This is a genomic window from Nocardia sp. CA-290969, assembly GCF_050936135.1.
GTDB lineage: Bacteria > Actinomycetota > Actinomycetes > Mycobacteriales > Mycobacteriaceae > Nocardia.
Genome location: NZ_JBNJNJ010000001.1, coordinates 7,879,227 through 7,892,764, shown reverse-complemented (window position 1 = coordinate 7,892,764; position 13,538 = coordinate 7,879,227). Strand labels below are relative to the sequence as shown.

General features: G+C 69.1%; 21 protein-coding genes. 11 read left to right on the top strand and 10 right to left on the bottom strand.

Annotated elements, in window-relative coordinates; all coding sequences use genetic code 11:
- Positions 1–32 precede the first annotated feature (32 nt).
- The 11 genes from ACQEVO_RS36185 to ACQEVO_RS36135 all read left to right on the top strand — a co-directional run bounded on the left by ACQEVO_RS36185 (position 33) and on the right by ACQEVO_RS36135 (position 8,311).
- A complete protein-coding gene (locus ACQEVO_RS36185; RefSeq protein WP_432907410.1) occupies positions 33–200 on the top strand; it encodes a DUF7196 family protein in 168 nt (55 codons plus the stop codon).
- 199 nt (positions 201–399) lie between these two features.
- Complete coding sequence (locus ACQEVO_RS36180) at positions 400–2,091, top strand: major capsid protein (RefSeq protein ID WP_432907407.1); 1,692 nt, start codon at positions 400–402, stop codon at positions 2,089–2,091.
- Between the two features lie 201 nt (positions 2,092–2,292).
- Positions 2,293–2,934 (top strand): hypothetical protein, encoded by a 642-nt coding sequence (locus tag ACQEVO_RS36175; protein ID WP_432907405.1) that lies wholly within the window; start codon positions 2,293–2,295, stop codon positions 2,932–2,934.
- Positions 2,934–3,359 carry a hypothetical protein gene (locus tag ACQEVO_RS36170; RefSeq protein ID WP_432907402.1) on the top strand — a complete coding sequence of 142 codons (426 nt, stop codon included), beginning with the start codon at positions 2,934–2,936 and terminating at the stop codon, positions 3,357–3,359. Before ACQEVO_RS36175 ends, ACQEVO_RS36170 begins: the two co-directional genes overlap by 1 nt.
- Complete coding sequence (locus tag ACQEVO_RS36165; protein ID WP_432907399.1) at positions 3,356–3,577, top strand: holin; 222 nt, start codon at positions 3,356–3,358, stop codon at positions 3,575–3,577. The genes ACQEVO_RS36170 and ACQEVO_RS36165 overlap by 4 nt, the downstream gene beginning before the upstream one ends.
- 6 nt (positions 3,578–3,583) lie before the next feature.
- A complete protein-coding gene (locus tag ACQEVO_RS36160) occupies positions 3,584–3,973 on the top strand; it encodes a hypothetical protein (protein ID WP_432907397.1) in 390 nt (129 codons plus the stop codon).
- 158 nt (positions 3,974–4,131) lie between these two features.
- Positions 4,132–4,977, top strand: coding sequence for a hypothetical protein (locus tag ACQEVO_RS36155; protein WP_432907394.1), 846 nt, complete (start codon positions 4,132–4,134; stop codon positions 4,975–4,977).
- Positions 4,978–5,052: 75 nt separating this feature from the next.
- Positions 5,053–5,979 (top strand): glycosyltransferase family protein, encoded by a 927-nt coding sequence (locus ACQEVO_RS36150; RefSeq protein ID WP_432907391.1) that lies wholly within the window; start codon positions 5,053–5,055, stop codon positions 5,977–5,979.
- On the top strand, positions 5,976–6,623 hold the full coding sequence (locus tag ACQEVO_RS36145; RefSeq protein ID WP_432907388.1) for an FkbM family methyltransferase: 648 nt from the start codon (positions 5,976–5,978) through the stop codon (positions 6,621–6,623). Before ACQEVO_RS36150 ends, ACQEVO_RS36145 begins: the two co-directional genes overlap by 4 nt.
- Position 6,624: 1 nt before the next feature.
- Positions 6,625–7,680, top strand: a complete 1,056-nt coding sequence (locus tag ACQEVO_RS36140) for a glycosyltransferase (RefSeq protein WP_432907385.1) — start codon at positions 6,625–6,627, stop codon at positions 7,678–7,680.
- Entirely contained in the window at positions 7,670–8,311 is a 642-nt protein-coding gene (locus ACQEVO_RS36135) for a hypothetical protein (protein WP_432907382.1), read from the top strand. Before ACQEVO_RS36140 ends, ACQEVO_RS36135 begins: the two co-directional genes overlap by 11 nt.
- A gap of 1 nt (position 8,312) precedes the next feature.
- Here ACQEVO_RS36135 and ACQEVO_RS36130 read toward each other — a convergent pair whose 3' ends face one another.
- Genes ACQEVO_RS36130 through ACQEVO_RS36085 form a run of 10 tightly spaced genes read right to left on the bottom strand, consistent with a single transcriptional unit; the run spans position 8,313 to position 13,516 of the window.
- Positions 8,313–8,741 carry a hypothetical protein gene (locus ACQEVO_RS36130; protein WP_432907379.1) on the bottom strand — a complete coding sequence of 143 codons (429 nt, stop codon included), beginning with the start codon at positions 8,739–8,741 and terminating at the stop codon, positions 8,313–8,315.
- On the bottom strand, positions 8,734–8,910 hold the full coding sequence (locus ACQEVO_RS36125; protein WP_432907376.1) for a hypothetical protein: 177 nt from the start codon (positions 8,908–8,910) through the stop codon (positions 8,734–8,736). Before ACQEVO_RS36125 ends, ACQEVO_RS36130 begins: the two co-directional genes overlap by 8 nt.
- An 8-nt stretch (positions 8,911–8,918) precedes the next feature.
- A complete protein-coding gene (locus ACQEVO_RS36120; RefSeq protein WP_432907374.1) occupies positions 8,919–9,446 on the bottom strand; it encodes a hypothetical protein in 528 nt (175 codons plus the stop codon).
- 3 nt (positions 9,447–9,449) lie between these two features.
- Positions 9,450–10,199 carry a hypothetical protein gene (locus ACQEVO_RS36115; protein WP_432907372.1) on the bottom strand — a complete coding sequence of 250 codons (750 nt, stop codon included), beginning with the start codon at positions 10,197–10,199 and terminating at the stop codon, positions 9,450–9,452.
- Positions 10,200–10,202: 3 nt separating this feature from the next.
- Positions 10,203–10,961: a M15 family metallopeptidase gene (locus ACQEVO_RS36110; protein WP_432907369.1), complete on the bottom strand. Its 759-nt coding sequence runs from the start codon at positions 10,959–10,961 to the stop codon at positions 10,203–10,205.
- Positions 10,962–10,992: 31 nt separating this feature from the next.
- Positions 10,993–11,712 carry a hypothetical protein gene (locus ACQEVO_RS36105; protein WP_432907366.1) on the bottom strand — a complete coding sequence of 240 codons (720 nt, stop codon included), beginning with the start codon at positions 11,710–11,712 and terminating at the stop codon, positions 10,993–10,995.
- A complete protein-coding gene (locus ACQEVO_RS36100; RefSeq protein WP_432907363.1) occupies positions 11,709–12,116 on the bottom strand; it encodes a hypothetical protein in 408 nt (135 codons plus the stop codon). Before ACQEVO_RS36100 ends, ACQEVO_RS36105 begins: the two co-directional genes overlap by 4 nt.
- On the bottom strand, positions 12,113–12,910 hold the full coding sequence (locus ACQEVO_RS36095) for a hypothetical protein (protein ID WP_432907361.1): 798 nt from the start codon (positions 12,908–12,910) through the stop codon (positions 12,113–12,115). Before ACQEVO_RS36095 ends, ACQEVO_RS36100 begins: the two co-directional genes overlap by 4 nt.
- Before the next feature lie 13 nt (positions 12,911–12,923).
- A complete protein-coding gene (locus ACQEVO_RS36090; protein WP_432907358.1) occupies positions 12,924–13,184 on the bottom strand; it encodes a hypothetical protein in 261 nt (86 codons plus the stop codon).
- A complete protein-coding gene (locus ACQEVO_RS36085; RefSeq protein ID WP_432907355.1) occupies positions 13,184–13,516 on the bottom strand; it encodes a hypothetical protein in 333 nt (110 codons plus the stop codon). The genes ACQEVO_RS36090 and ACQEVO_RS36085 overlap by 1 nt, the downstream gene beginning before the upstream one ends.
- Between the last annotated feature and the right edge of the window lie 22 nt (positions 13,517–13,538).

Sequence of the window (13,538 nt, the reverse complement as noted above, 5' to 3'; positions counted from 1 at the left end):
TCGCCGCGGTTCGAAACAGGAAGGCGTGAGTCATGGGATGCGGGTGCGGCGGCCAGAAGAAGCCGAAGCAGATCCATTACGAGCTGACCAAACCGGACGGTTCGACAGCCACCTACACCTCGCAGGTGGAGGCGCGGATGCAGCGGAGTTTGGCCGGCGGCGGCACCATCCGGCCCGTCGCCGGACCGAAGCCGGGGTAGCCGTGCACCCCCGATTCATAGCGTGACATCACGCGGGACGACCTTGCTGGCTGCGGGCCGGAGCGACTCCCTGGTTGGACCTGGTGACCCTTGCTGGCTGCGGGCCGGAGGACGCCACAGCTGTACCCGGTGACCTTGCTGGCTGCGGGCCGGAGGAGCCGACGACCTGTCGTATTCCTGCACCCCCGAAGGAACTCCGATGCCATTCGAACTGCCGAACCCGCTGCCCACCAGCCGCGAGGAACTCGCCGCCCTGCACGAGGCCGCCACCGCCGAATTCAACCGGATCGCCGAGTCGGTGGAAGCCGACACCGCCGACCTGTCCGATGCCGACGTCGAAGCGCTGCGCGTAGTGACCGAGGCGCTCGACACCCTCGAGACCGCGGTCGCCGGCCTCGACGACGCCGACGCCCGCCGCGCCGAAGCCGCCCGGCTGGTCGCCGACCGCCGCCAACGCGAACAGGCCGAGGCCACCACCGAGGAAGCGGACGACACCACCGACGCCGACGACACGGACGGCACCGAGGACCAGGCCGACGCGGACCAGGTGGTCGCCGAAGCCGAGCAGGCCACCCGGGAAGCCGCCACCGAAACGGTCACCGCCGCCAGCAAGCCGCGGCGCCGCACCAGTTTCGCCGGCGCCAACCGCGGCCGCGCACCCCAGATCCCGGCCGACCCGGCACCGAACCCCACCGCCGGGTGGCAGATGCGCCCGGACGCACCCGGTTACGTGCCCGGCATGGTGAAGCTCAACGCGATCACCGCCGGACTCGCCGCCGCGGCGAAAGGGTCGGGGTCGGCGATGGCGCGCCCGAACGGCGCCAGCGAGCCGTCCGGGCACACCCCGCAATACCTCGGCCAGTACGTACGTGACGTGCCGGCGGTCGAGGACCACGAGACCCTCAACGAGGTCCTCGACGCCGCGGTGGCCGCGTCCATCCAGCCGGACGGTTCGCTGACCGCGGCGTGCTGCCCGCCGCCGCAGGTGTCCTACGATTTCTGCCCGGTCGAACCGGCACGCGACCTGTTCGTGCTGCCGGAGATCACCGCCGAACGGTGCTCGATCTCCTGGCCGGAGGAATTCGACATCACCCTGGACTGGCAGGTGCTGTGCGCCGCCGAGCTCGACGCCGACCCGCCCACGGTGAAGCGCTGCCACACGGTGCCCTGCCCGGAGGACTTCGCCCAGTTGTCCCTGTGCTACCTGCCGCTGTGCATCGAGTCCGACATCATCAGCGACCAGGTCTGGCCGGAGGTCGTCGACACCTTCACGCAGAAGTTGCTGGCTGCCCAGCAGCGGCAGCGGTCGATGTGGATGCTGACCAAGATCCTCACCGATCCCACGACCCGCGACCTGGTGATCCCGGCCGGCTCGCAAATCGCGGCGGCGTCCAGCGTTCTGAACAGCCTGGCGATCGCGGCGATGGGTGTGCGGGCCTCCCGCAACCTGGCCCGGGACGCGATCGTGGCCGGCGCGGCACCGACCTGGGTGTTCGAGCTGATGCGCAACGACATCGCCAACCAGGAAGGCATCAGCACCTTCGACGTGTCCGACGCCCAGGTCCTCGGCTGGCTGAACCAGCGTCGGATCCAGCTGCAGTTCGTCGGCGAATGGCAGAAGTGGAATCCGAACTGGACCCAGTTCCCCGCCACCGTCGATATCGCCCTGTGGGAAGCCGGCGCCTACTTCGCGCTGGTCAAGCCGATCATCGACCTCGGCGTCATGTACCCGCGGGAACTGCTGCAGATCAACCGCTACACCCGCATGTTCACCGAGGACGGCCTCAACGTCGGCAAGCGCTGCGGTGATTCCGTCGTGGTCACCATCCCGGTCTGCCCGGACGGTGCTATCGGGCAGCGGCTGGACGTGCTCTGCGCCAGCGGGTCCTGATCCCGCGCACCGCCGGGGCCAGCCCAATCGTGGCTGGCCTCGGCGGTAGCGCATCACCCACCCCGAGGAGACCTCGATGACCACCCCGCTCATGCCGCCCGGTGTGCAGCACACCGGCCTCCCCAAACACCGCAGCCGTTCGGGCTGTGGTCGGTTGCGCCGCCGATCGACCTCGACCCGCCGGCCCGACTGCTCGGCGGCGTGCACTGGACCCCGACCAACTGCGGGCCCTCGGGCATCTGGCAGCACGAGCCGTGCCCAGACCCCGAGATTCCGCCGGCGCAGACGAAAACCGGTGCCCGCCCGGACGATGACACATTCCCCACGCTCGTCGTGTGGGCGACCGACGAGTGCAGCCTGTACGCCACCGACACCAGCGAGAACCAGGCCCGCGCCGCGCAGCTGCTGATGTTGCACGCCCCGCTATGGGTCGAACAGGCGTTTGCCACCGAACTCGCCGCACGAGCCACACCACTCCCGGACGCCGGCGACTTGACCGAGGCCTTCGGCGCGCTGGAGGAAGCACTCGGCGAGACCGGGTTCGGCGGTGTCCTGCACGCCCGCCGCGGCCTGTCCGCGGCCGCGGCCGAGCGGCGGCTCACCTCGGCACAAGGCAGCACCCTGGTCACCCAGCTCGGCAACCGGGTGGCGTTCGGCGGCGGCTACACCGCCCTCGGCAACACCGTTTACGCCACGGGCCCGGTGACCGTCTGGCGCGGCCCGATCATTCCCCGGGTCGCGGTCGAGCCGACCACCAACGAGCGCCAGGCCGTGGCCGAACGGATGTTCGGGTTCGGGTGGGAATGCCCGACCACCGTCTACGCGGTCGAGGTGACGGGCTGATGCCGGCGGGGGTGTTCGTCCTCGTCGAGGGCAAGACAGCCGAGGTCGAGGTCCCGGACCCGGTGCTGCGTCAGGACGCGATCAATCGGCTGGTCGCCGCGGCCCGGCCGGACGCGTGGCGTATCGACAAGATTGTGCGCCCGGGCGGCCCGGCGTACCGGGCGCCGCTGGAGATCGTGATCGCCGCGGGCCTGATCGACATGCCCGCCTACGAGCCCGGCGACGGGCCGGTGCTCATCAAGAACGACGGCAACGGCCAGGAGCTGCTCTCCGCGGCCGCGCTGCCGGCGGAGCCTCCGCGGACAGGGCCCGGCTCCGGCGTGCAGGTGTGGCGCACCCATCTGCGCGCACACCGGATCCCGTTCGACCCCGACGACAAGCGCGCGGAGCTGATCGCGCGCTGGGACCAGCGAGGTGCACAGTGACGACCGCACGGTTCTGGAAGGCCACCGGCGAGCGGGTGGTCAAGACGTTCGCCCAGGCGCTACTCGCGTCGATCACGGTGGGCTCCGCGATCACCGATATCGACTGGGCCACCGCGGCATCCATCGCCGCCACCGCGGCCGCGGTCGCGCTACTCACCTCCATCCTTTCCAGCGGTGTCGGAGACCCCGAGTCCCCCAGCCTCACCGGCGAGGAATGACCCACCGTGACTGCGACGACGGAAGAACGCGACGACATGACCCTGGTTGAGATCGCCACCGCCCTCGGCACCCTCGGTGTCGGCGGCGTAGCCGGCACCCTCATGGATCGCATATTCCTGCGACGCCGCAACCGCGCCGACCTCCTCGTCACGCTGGAGGACCTCTCGGCGCGGATCACCGAACGCGCCCTGGCCCAAGCCGACGAACGCATCGCCCAGGCCGAGCACCGGGTGCGCCAGGTCGAGGCGAAGCTCGACGAGCACCAGCGTGACGCGCTGCAGCAGGACGAGCGGCGCCGGGCCCGCGCGGAGCTGCACGCCGACTGGGATCGCGATGTGGCCCAGCGGCTTCAGGACCTCGGGCAGCCGGTCGGGCCACCGCCGGCGCTCGAATAAGCGCTGTCCGGTCGGCCGCGGTCCACCCCTGCTGGTGGGTCGTTTCCCCCCTGCCGCGGCCGGCCGGCAGCTCCCGTGCACCCCCAGTTCATAGCGTCCCAGCCAGGGAAACGGCCTGCCGGCGCTCGTGCGCACGAGTAGCAGGAGGCAACAACAGCATGGCTGGAAAGAGGGTTTCGATCGTCCGGGGCAAGAGCATCCGGGCGACCAAGGCGAACCGATGCGGTATGCCACTGGAGGGTGAGGGCAACTACGCCGTCACCAAGGGGTATGTGACCGTGTCGCTCACCCCGGTGTTGAAGGACGCGGAGGAACTGGAGCAGCAGAACGCCGACGGCGAGATCTGCGGCCAGGACCGCACCGCCCCCGAGATCAAATGGTTCGAAGTGTCGGTCGAGTTCTGCGGTGTCGACACCTGCCTGTGGACCATGCTCGGTGGGTGGGCGCCGGTCGTCGACTACGCCGGCAACCCGGTCGGCTTCGAAACGTCCCGCAAGGTCGTCACCGACTCCGGTGTCGTAATGGAACTCTGGTCCGGTACCAGTTCCGAAAACACCTGCGCTCTGCCGGCCAACGATGACGTGTTCGGCCAGTCCGACGCGGTCACCGGCGAGGAGTTCGGCTACTTCGTTTTCGGCGTCAAGGAATGGCAGCTGAGCGGTGGCCTCGAGATCGGCCGCCAGGTGTCGACCTTCACCATGTCCGGGATCACCATGGACATCACGGGGTGGGGCCGCGGCCCGTACAACGTGGTGCCGATCGACGCCCAGCTCACCCCGGGCCGGCTGCTCGCCCCGGTCGGGAGCTTGGTGGACGGGGTCTCCGATATCCACTTCGAAACCACCCCGATCGCGCCGCCGGATCCCACCGACGGCTGCTGCACCCTCGCGGTGCAGTCGATCTTCACCGCTCCGAACTACTACTACGGCGGCCCGTCCAACGAGCCGGCCGCCGATGTCGCACCGGCACAGCCGGCCTGCGACGCGGTACTGCCCGGCAGCTAACCCGGGCTTCGACTACCGCGCCCGGCTACGGTCGGGCGCGGTAGTCGTGCACCCTGCGTTCCTACCGTCCCGGGCATGCGCATAGCGTTCCTCGGAAACTTCCGCACCGACTACACGTCGGAGACCCACCACGCACTCAGCCTGGAAGCACTCGGCCACACCGTCGACCGCCTCCAGGAGTCGGAAACGCACGCCGCCGATATCCTCGACACCGCCCTGCAGGCGGACGCGTTCGTGTGGGTCCACACCCACGGCTGGCGTACACCCGGCATCGACCGCGTCCTGCGCGATCTGAAACGCCGCGGCATCCCCACCCTCACCTACCACCTCGATTTGTGGTTCGGGCTGCAGCGGCAGCGCGATATGCGCCGCGACCCGTACTGGCAGGTCGATCACTTCTTCACCGCCGACCGGCTCATGGCCGAATGGCTCAGCGACAACACCCGCATCCGCGGCTACTACCTGCCCGCCGGCGTCTACCACGCCGAGTGCGCACCAGCCACCCCCGGCGAGCAGTTCGATATCGCGTTCGTCGGATCGCGCCGCTACCACCCGGAGTGGCCGTACCGGGGGCGGCTGCTGGACTGGCTGACCACCACCTACGGGGACCGGTTCCGGCACTACGGCGGCGACGGCCTGGGCGTCGTACGCGGCACAGCACTCAACCAGGTGTACGCCGACGCCCGGGTCGTGGTCGGCGACTCCCTGTGCCTGCGCTACCAATACCCCGACTACTGGTCCGACCGGGTGTACGAGACCCTCGGCCGCGGCGGGTTCCTCATCCACCCGCAGGTGCCCGGCATGGATGCCACGTTCACCGACCGCAAGCACCTCGCGTTCTACGAGTACGGGCGGTTCGACCAGCTGCGCGAGCTGATCGACTACTACCTCGACCGAGACGACGAACGCGAACAGATCCGGGCGGCCGGCCACCAGCTGGTGCGCACCGAGCACACCTACCTCGACCGGTGGGCGACGATCCTGGAGGTCCTCGGCCGATGATCGTGCTCACCCCGAACCCTGCGCACCGGTTCCTCGGCCGCGACGGCTCCCCCTCCGACGAAGCCGTGATCCGCGAGTGCTGGGTCGAAAACGTGTACCAGATCCACCGGGGCGATCTCCGCGACACCGGGATCCTGATCGACATCGGCGCCAACATCGGCGCCGTCTCGATCTACGCGGCTTCCCTCGGCGCCACCGTGATCGCCTACGAACCCGAACCGGACAACCTGGCGTTGTTGCAGCAGAACATCGCCGGCAACGGTATGGCCGAACGGGTCGTCGTCCACGCGGCCGCGGTCACCGACTGGCACGGCACCGCGCAACTCGAACCGGCGCACGGCAACTCCCGCATCGTCGACTACGGCAGCGGGATCACCGTGCCCTCCATCACCCTCGACGATGTGTTCGCCGACCTCCCCGATGGCTGCGACGTCCTCAAGATCGATATCGAGGGCAGCGAACGCGAACTCATCGCCGCCGCCGCTCCGGAGACCCTGGCGCGGATCCGGTATCTGACCATGGAATTCGACGCCGCACCCGACGACGAATTCGGGGCGATGGTCACCAAGATCGCCAAGGTGTTCAACACCCACATCATCGGCTCACCCGAGCGGGGCGGCTACATCTACGGCCGGAGGTACTGACATGCGGATCGGCCTGATCGGCCGCGCCGAAAACACCGGGTTGGGCATCCAGACCTGGGAATTCGCCCGCCACATGCACCCCGCGAAAACGCTGGTTGTCGACCTCACCGCGGGCACCACCCGCCGGCTGTACCCGGAGCGGTTCCCCGGCGCGAAAATTATTCAGGGAATTCCGGACCGCCGGCACTTAGAAGAGTTCGTCGACGGCCTGGACGTCGTGTTCACGGCGGAGACCCCATACAACTACGACCTCTTCACCGTGGCCCGCGCCGCGGGCGTCAAGACGGTGCTGCAGTACAACTTCGAGTTCCTCGACTACCTCGCCCGCCGCGACCTTCCGCGCCCGGACCTGCTCGCCGCACCCAGCCCGTGGCGGTACGACGAGGTCACCGCGACGATGCCCGGACAGCGCACGATGCTGCTGCCGGTGCCCGTCGCCGACCGGGTCCGCCCGCCTACCCACTACAGCAGCCGGGCGATCGACTTCCTGCACATCGTCGGCCGGCCCGCTATCCACGACCGCAACGGCACCGCAGATCTGATCGAGGCCCTGCAATATGTGCGGTCGGAGATCTCGGTGACGATCCGCTGCCAGGACCCGAAGTATGTGCCGCGGCTGATGGCCGGGCGCCGTCTCCCCGACCATGTCCACGTCGACCTCGAGCACGACGACATTGACTACTACTGGCAGCCTTACCACGCGAACGATGTGCTGGTGCTGCCGCGCCGGTTCGGGGGTCTCTGCCTGCCCGCGCAGGAGGCACTCGCCTCCGGGCTGCCGGTGGTGATGCCCGATATCTCGCCGAACAATCTGCTGCTGCAGCCCGACTGGCTGGTGCCGGCACGCCGGACCGGTTCGTTCCGGGCCCGCACCGATATCGACCTCCACACCGTCGACCACCAGGCGCTGGCCGCAACGATCGACCGATTCGCCAGCGACCCCGCGTTCTTCCGCCAGGCGCAGAGCATCGCCCGCGCGACCGCGGAGCAACTGTCGTGGAACGCGCTGAAACCGACCTACCTCGACACGTTCTGGCGGCTGCACAATGGCGCCTGACATCGCGTTCGGGGTAGTCGCTCACCCGGCCCGGCTCACCGCGGCGCAGGCCTTGGCCGGCCGACTCGACGGGCACCTGTCCGTCGACGACGGCCGTGGCCCGGTCGCCAACCACCGCGCCGTCTGGCAGCACTTCGCCGGCACGGCCGCGGGGTGGGTGTGCGTGTTGGAGGACGACGCGCTGCCCGTGGACGGGTTCGGCGAGCAGCTGCGCGCGGCGCTCGCCGAGGCACCGCACCCGGTGGTGTCGCTGTACCTCGGGACCGGGCGCCCGCCCGGGGTGCAGTCGCGGATCCGGACCGCGCTCGACCGCGCCGACGCCCAGGGGGCGTGCTGGGTGACCGCGGACCGGATGCTGCACGCGGTCGGTATCTGCCTCCGTGCCCGCCATATCGGGGACATGCTCGCGTTCACCGGGCGCGCTCCGGAGCTGGCGGCCGCGGACTCGCGCTGGGATCGGTGGCTGCGGGCCCGGCGGTTGCGGGTGGCGTATGCGGTGCCGTCGCTGGTCGACCACGCCGACGGTGCGACGCTCGTGCAGCACCCGGACCGGCAGCCGCGGAACGAGGTTCGGCGGGCGTGGCAGGCCGGTGCCCGGGTGCAGTGGTCGCGGTCCTGCGTCCGGCTTTGAGCTACGCCGGGGTGTAGGTGGCGCCGATCCGGGCGGCTTCCTCCCGGGCGGCGTTCGCCAGGAACGGGCGGCCGCGGGTGCCGGGGTGATTGACCTTGGCGGCGAACACTGTCCGCGGACCGATCTGGAACCGAAGCGCCTTCGCGCGGCGTGGCCGGATCACGTACGGTCCGGAGCCGTTGTGGACGGCGGCGGAGTAGTTGGCGTGGGCGGTGACACCGCCGCTGGCCTTGAGATCGGTCACGGTGATCGGGTCCTGGCGGATCATCCGGCGCAGGTTGCCGGTGTCGACCGGTGCTTTGTTGCTGGCGTTGGACTCGACGCGCCGGTCGACCATCGCGACCGTGCGGACCAGGATCCCCTGCGGGCCGGTGAGCTGGGTGGCCAGCTGGTTGCGGTCGATCCGGTACACCGGCCGCTGGTTAGCCACGGCAGCCCAGTCCGAGGTGATGGTTTTTCGCCAGTTCCATCATTCCGGCGAAGGTGACCGGATCGAGTGGTTCGCCGGCCTCGTCGACCGCGCTGGAAGTCATGTGCTGGCCGTGAGCGTTGATGTGCCGCTCGATGACGATCCGCGCGACGCGCGTGCAGTCAGACATGAGGTCACTCATTTCTGTCGGAGTTGGATGTGCGCCCACTGGGTCCAGGCGATAACGCCGCCCTCTGGACCATACGGCTCACCGGCCGCGATCATGGTCGACAGTGCCACCTTCTCCTCGATGTCGGCCATCGCCCACACCAGCGCCTGATCGATCCGGACACTGTCGTCCAGGGCGGCCAAGGCTTCCTTCTCGAGTGCGTCCCAGTCCGGTTCGGGCTCGGTCACAGCGCAGCGCATGATCCCGGCCTCGACGGTGAGTGCCTTCGTCTCAGTGCATTCCGATTTCTGATCGCGCCGTTCCTCCGGCAGCTGCGTGGTGCGGAATCGGCGCACGACCCGCACCCACGCCAACGGGTCACCGCAGTTGCCGCCGGAGGCGTACCCGTTCCACACCGCCAGGGGCATCGTGTCGCCGGCGAAAAACCGTACGGTGTCGGTGCCGCCGCCGAATGGTGGTGTGGTCTGGCCGTTGGTGAATGCCCGTTTCATGGCCTCGGCCATGAGCCCGACCACGACGATCGCCGTATCCGCCACCGTTCACCTCACCTTCGGTCCGGTGGCCAACCGAGCCGGGTTGTGGGCGCGGATCCACAGGTCGATGGTGTCGATACCGGTGAGGCCCGCACCAAACAGGTCTGTCGGGTCGATCATCTGCATGCTCATGCCCTGCCGGGTGACGGTCTGCACCCGCCGCGGAAGCCGGCACTTCCCGCCGGAACACGCGTTGAAGAACTCCATCGCGAGCTGCCCGACGTGGGTGGCCGCTCCCGCCGGCGGCGGCACGCCGCGCTGGTAACGCACTGCCCAGGTGCCCGGCTTCCCGATCGCAGCACCCAGGTCCTGCGAGGGCCATTGCCCGTCCAGCCGGTAGAGGTAGTCGCCCTCGAGCTGGTACTCGCCCGGGTCCAGTGGTTCGCCGGCGATCTCGACGGCGTCCACGGCCTGTACCGGTCCAGGCAGGTGCACCACGGTCGGCCCGGACCGGGAGCAGCGGCCGCGGCAGCCGCACGAGATGTTGCGCCAGGCGCCGTCTTCCCAGATCGGGATCACCGGCATCGGTGCGGGCAGGTTCGCCCCCGGATAGAGGTACGGGTCGTACGGGTACAGGCCGGTGTCGCAGCGGGTCGGACACGGGCGGACGATCGCCGGGCACACCCCGAACTGGCGGCCGGTGAGCGCCCACAGCACAGCCACCGCGCTGTCCGCGGCGTACTGCATCCGCTGCTTGTCGATGTCCTCGCACAGCTTCGGCCAGCACGACGGATCGATTGGCCACTGGCAGCTCATGGTTCAGCCGGCGGCCTTGCGTGCGATGGCGTCGGCGATCTTCTCCGGCAGCGCGTCGATGCTGGCCCGGAGTTCGGCCAGCGCCTTCGGGATCTCGATCGACGCCTCGTGCACGCGGGCGTCGGCGTTGAGGAGCATGCCGGCCAACGTGTCGACCGGTTGGTCGCTCTGGCGGTGTGCGGACCGCGACGGGTAGGGCTGTGTCAGTTCCTTGTGCACGCGCCGCAGCATCGCGTCCTGTTCGGGGGTCATGTCGTCGTCCTCCTTGGATGGTGTGCCGTAGATGCCGAGATGGCCGGCGTTGAGCCGGTGAGCGAAAGCGGCGATGCGCGGGTCGCCTTCGCGGAATCCGAGCTGGTAGTGCATCTCGTCCGCACGCGACCAGTCCGCGCCCCAGAACACGGTGCTCTCGAACAGCGCCAGGCCGACGCGCACTTTGGCGATCCGGTCCCGCGGCATCGTGCGGTAACCCCACGGGTACTGCGGGGCGTTGATATCCACCGCCGTGCCCGACAGATGGTTCGAGTTCGCGACGTCGTTGGTGGCCGACCAGCCCCACACCGGAGAGCGCAGCGGCTCGACGTTGCGGTGGTACCAGGCCAGCCATGCGACGAGGATCGTGCTGGCGTCACCGGCCCGGAGTGGTGCGGTGTTGGTGTTCGGTAGCCCGATCGACGGACCGCCGACCACGCACATGTCGCGGTCGACCATGCGCCACCCGTTCTCGCTGACGCTGTACCCGTACACGGTGCGGAAGCCCATGGCCCGGACGGTACGAGCCGAGGGTGCACGGTCAGTACGGGCGATCGTGGGCGCGGATGTTCGCGATCGCCGGCGAGTAGTACTGACCGGAGAACGCGCCGGCGGCGTTGCCCTCGCACGACAGGAACCAGCGCCGCCGATTCGCCTGCCCCGCCGGGACGATGCCCACCGAGTCGTTCCAGGACACCCGGAGGATGCCGTTCTGGATCAGCTGGAACACGCTCTGTGTCGGGCTGTACATGCGCCGGCGGAACCGGATGATGTCCCCGGCGGCGACCCGGTTGGTCACCGCGGCCCGGCTCGTGGCCGGTGTGACGCCCCAGCTGCCGCCCGGCGAGACGATCGAGGCGTTGATGTAGGTGTAGATCGCCATCGCGTTCGTGGCGTTCTGGGTGCCCTGGAAGAAGATCGCGTACACGAGGCACATTCCTGCGGCCGGCCCGTTGTCGAGCATTCCGCACCCGATTGCGGTGGCGTTATCCGTTGCGATACCGCCTGCCGGTGTGCCGATCTCGGCGGCGACTTCCCAGTTGTCGGTGATCAGTCTGCCGCCGTTGTGGCTGTCCGGTGCGACGTAGGTTTCCCAGGCGCCTTGCCGGGCGGAGAGCTGAGCCGGGGTACTGATCTGCACCTGCTGGTTGAAAATCTGGCACGAGTCGAAATCCGGGCGCCAGTTCGGCCCGAGGTCCGTCGAGTTCGCCCGGTCGAAATCGTCCCAGTGATCCATCAGGGCGGGCGGCTGGACGATCACCGGCGCACCACCTTGGCCTCCATACGCACCTGCGCACCCGGGTCGGTGTTGGCCGCGGTCATCCACGGCCACACCAAGTCGTCCTCGTCGAGGTCGATGCTGATCGCGTTCCACGCCGGTGTGATGGCCGGCGCGAACGATGTCCCTGGGATAGCGTCCGCGGGATCGATGCCGTTGCGGCGCAGCTCCACCGCGACCGTGCCGCCGCTACCGACGATCGCGCACCGGTAGCGGAGTGCGAGGAGTGTGCAGTCGTACGGGATCCACAACCCCAGGTCCAGCTGGCCGGCGCCGACCGCGTGGACGGTGAACGTTTGGTAGATCTGCCAGCCGTCGGTGAGGTCCCGCAGCCGCACGGCCTCGTCCTCGCCGGCCGGTTCGGGCCCGAGGAGGCGCACTGTCATCCGTGGACCACGATCCGGTAGGCGCCGGTCGCCGGGGCGACAGCGAATGTTGCTGTGACGGTGTTGGCGTCGGTGTGCTCGATATCGGGGAGCACCTTCTCGAAGGTGGCGTTGTCGAACACCTCCACGGTCACGTCCCGGGTACCCAGGTTGTGGGTGACAGCGATGCTGGTCGAGGAGCCGTTGCCGATGTTGGCCGCGTACTTGCGCACCACCACCGAGGTATCGACCCGCAGCCCGGACGCCGACAGCGACAACCCGGAACTCGTGTCCAGGTCGACACTGATGGTTTCGCCGGTGATCGCGATACCGTTGCCCGCGTTGTAGGACGGGCCACCGCCGGACCCGAACTGAGTCCACACGAGCGCGGTGGTGCCGACCACGATCGGATCGTTGGCCGTCTGCACCCACTGGGTGTTCTCCTGCGTCGACCCCTGGCCCACCCATATCGCGGTGCCGTCCGCGAGCTCCTCGCCGGTGTCGGCGTCGGAGGCGCGGGTCATCGCGACCGCCGCACCGTTCCACACGTAGATGCCGTTCTCCGCGCCCGCGGTCTGGTTCTTCACCAGCACCCGGTCCCCGGGGCCGAGCGCGACGCCATCGATGGAGGCGCCCGGCGCCGCCAGGTTCAGGTTCCCGGTGGTGGCAACTATCGCTGGATCCTTCCAGCGCAGACCGTGCAGGAAGTTCTCGAGATAGGACAGCGTGACCGCGTCCTGCGGTTGCGTGGGGTCGCCGACGCTCACGATGCGCTGGCCCTGCAGGTCCAGCCCGTTCATGATCTTCGTGGCCATATCGGCATGCCTCCTAGGCGAGTTCGGCGCGGCCCGCCACCGGTGCCGCGAAGGTCAGGACGACGCTGTTCAGATCGGGAAACTCGGCGTCGGGGATCACCATCTGGCCGTCGACGAGCACGAGCAGCGACAGCGGATACCGGGCGAACGGATGCGCGATGGTCCAGGTCGCGGCCGGCGTCGATTGGATGTGCTCGTATCCGCCGCCTCCGGGCGGCCCGGGCGGGCCCGGCGGTCCGGGGATCGGGAGGTAGTTGGTGCAGCTGCAGGCCATCAGCAGCCGCCCTGGTGGTAGACGCAGCCGGCGCGCCAGGTGTACGGCTCGACGCCCTCCATGGCGAACCGGATCCGGGCGCTGGAATCACGCGGGATCCGAGCCTGCTCGGCCGGCACATGGAACGACAGCCACTCACCGTTCACGTTGCCCACGACGGAGAGCGACCAGCCCCAGGGGTGCGAGAGTTCGAGCGTGGCCACGAGATCGGCCGGCCACCCATCGCAGTTGCGGAAGGACAGGTTGAGAGGGTCACCGCACACGAAGTAGACACGTAGCTCACCGGGCACGTTCCCGCCGCCAGTGACCGAGGGCGCGCAGCACGAGACCATGCCGCGCACGCTACGAGCCCGG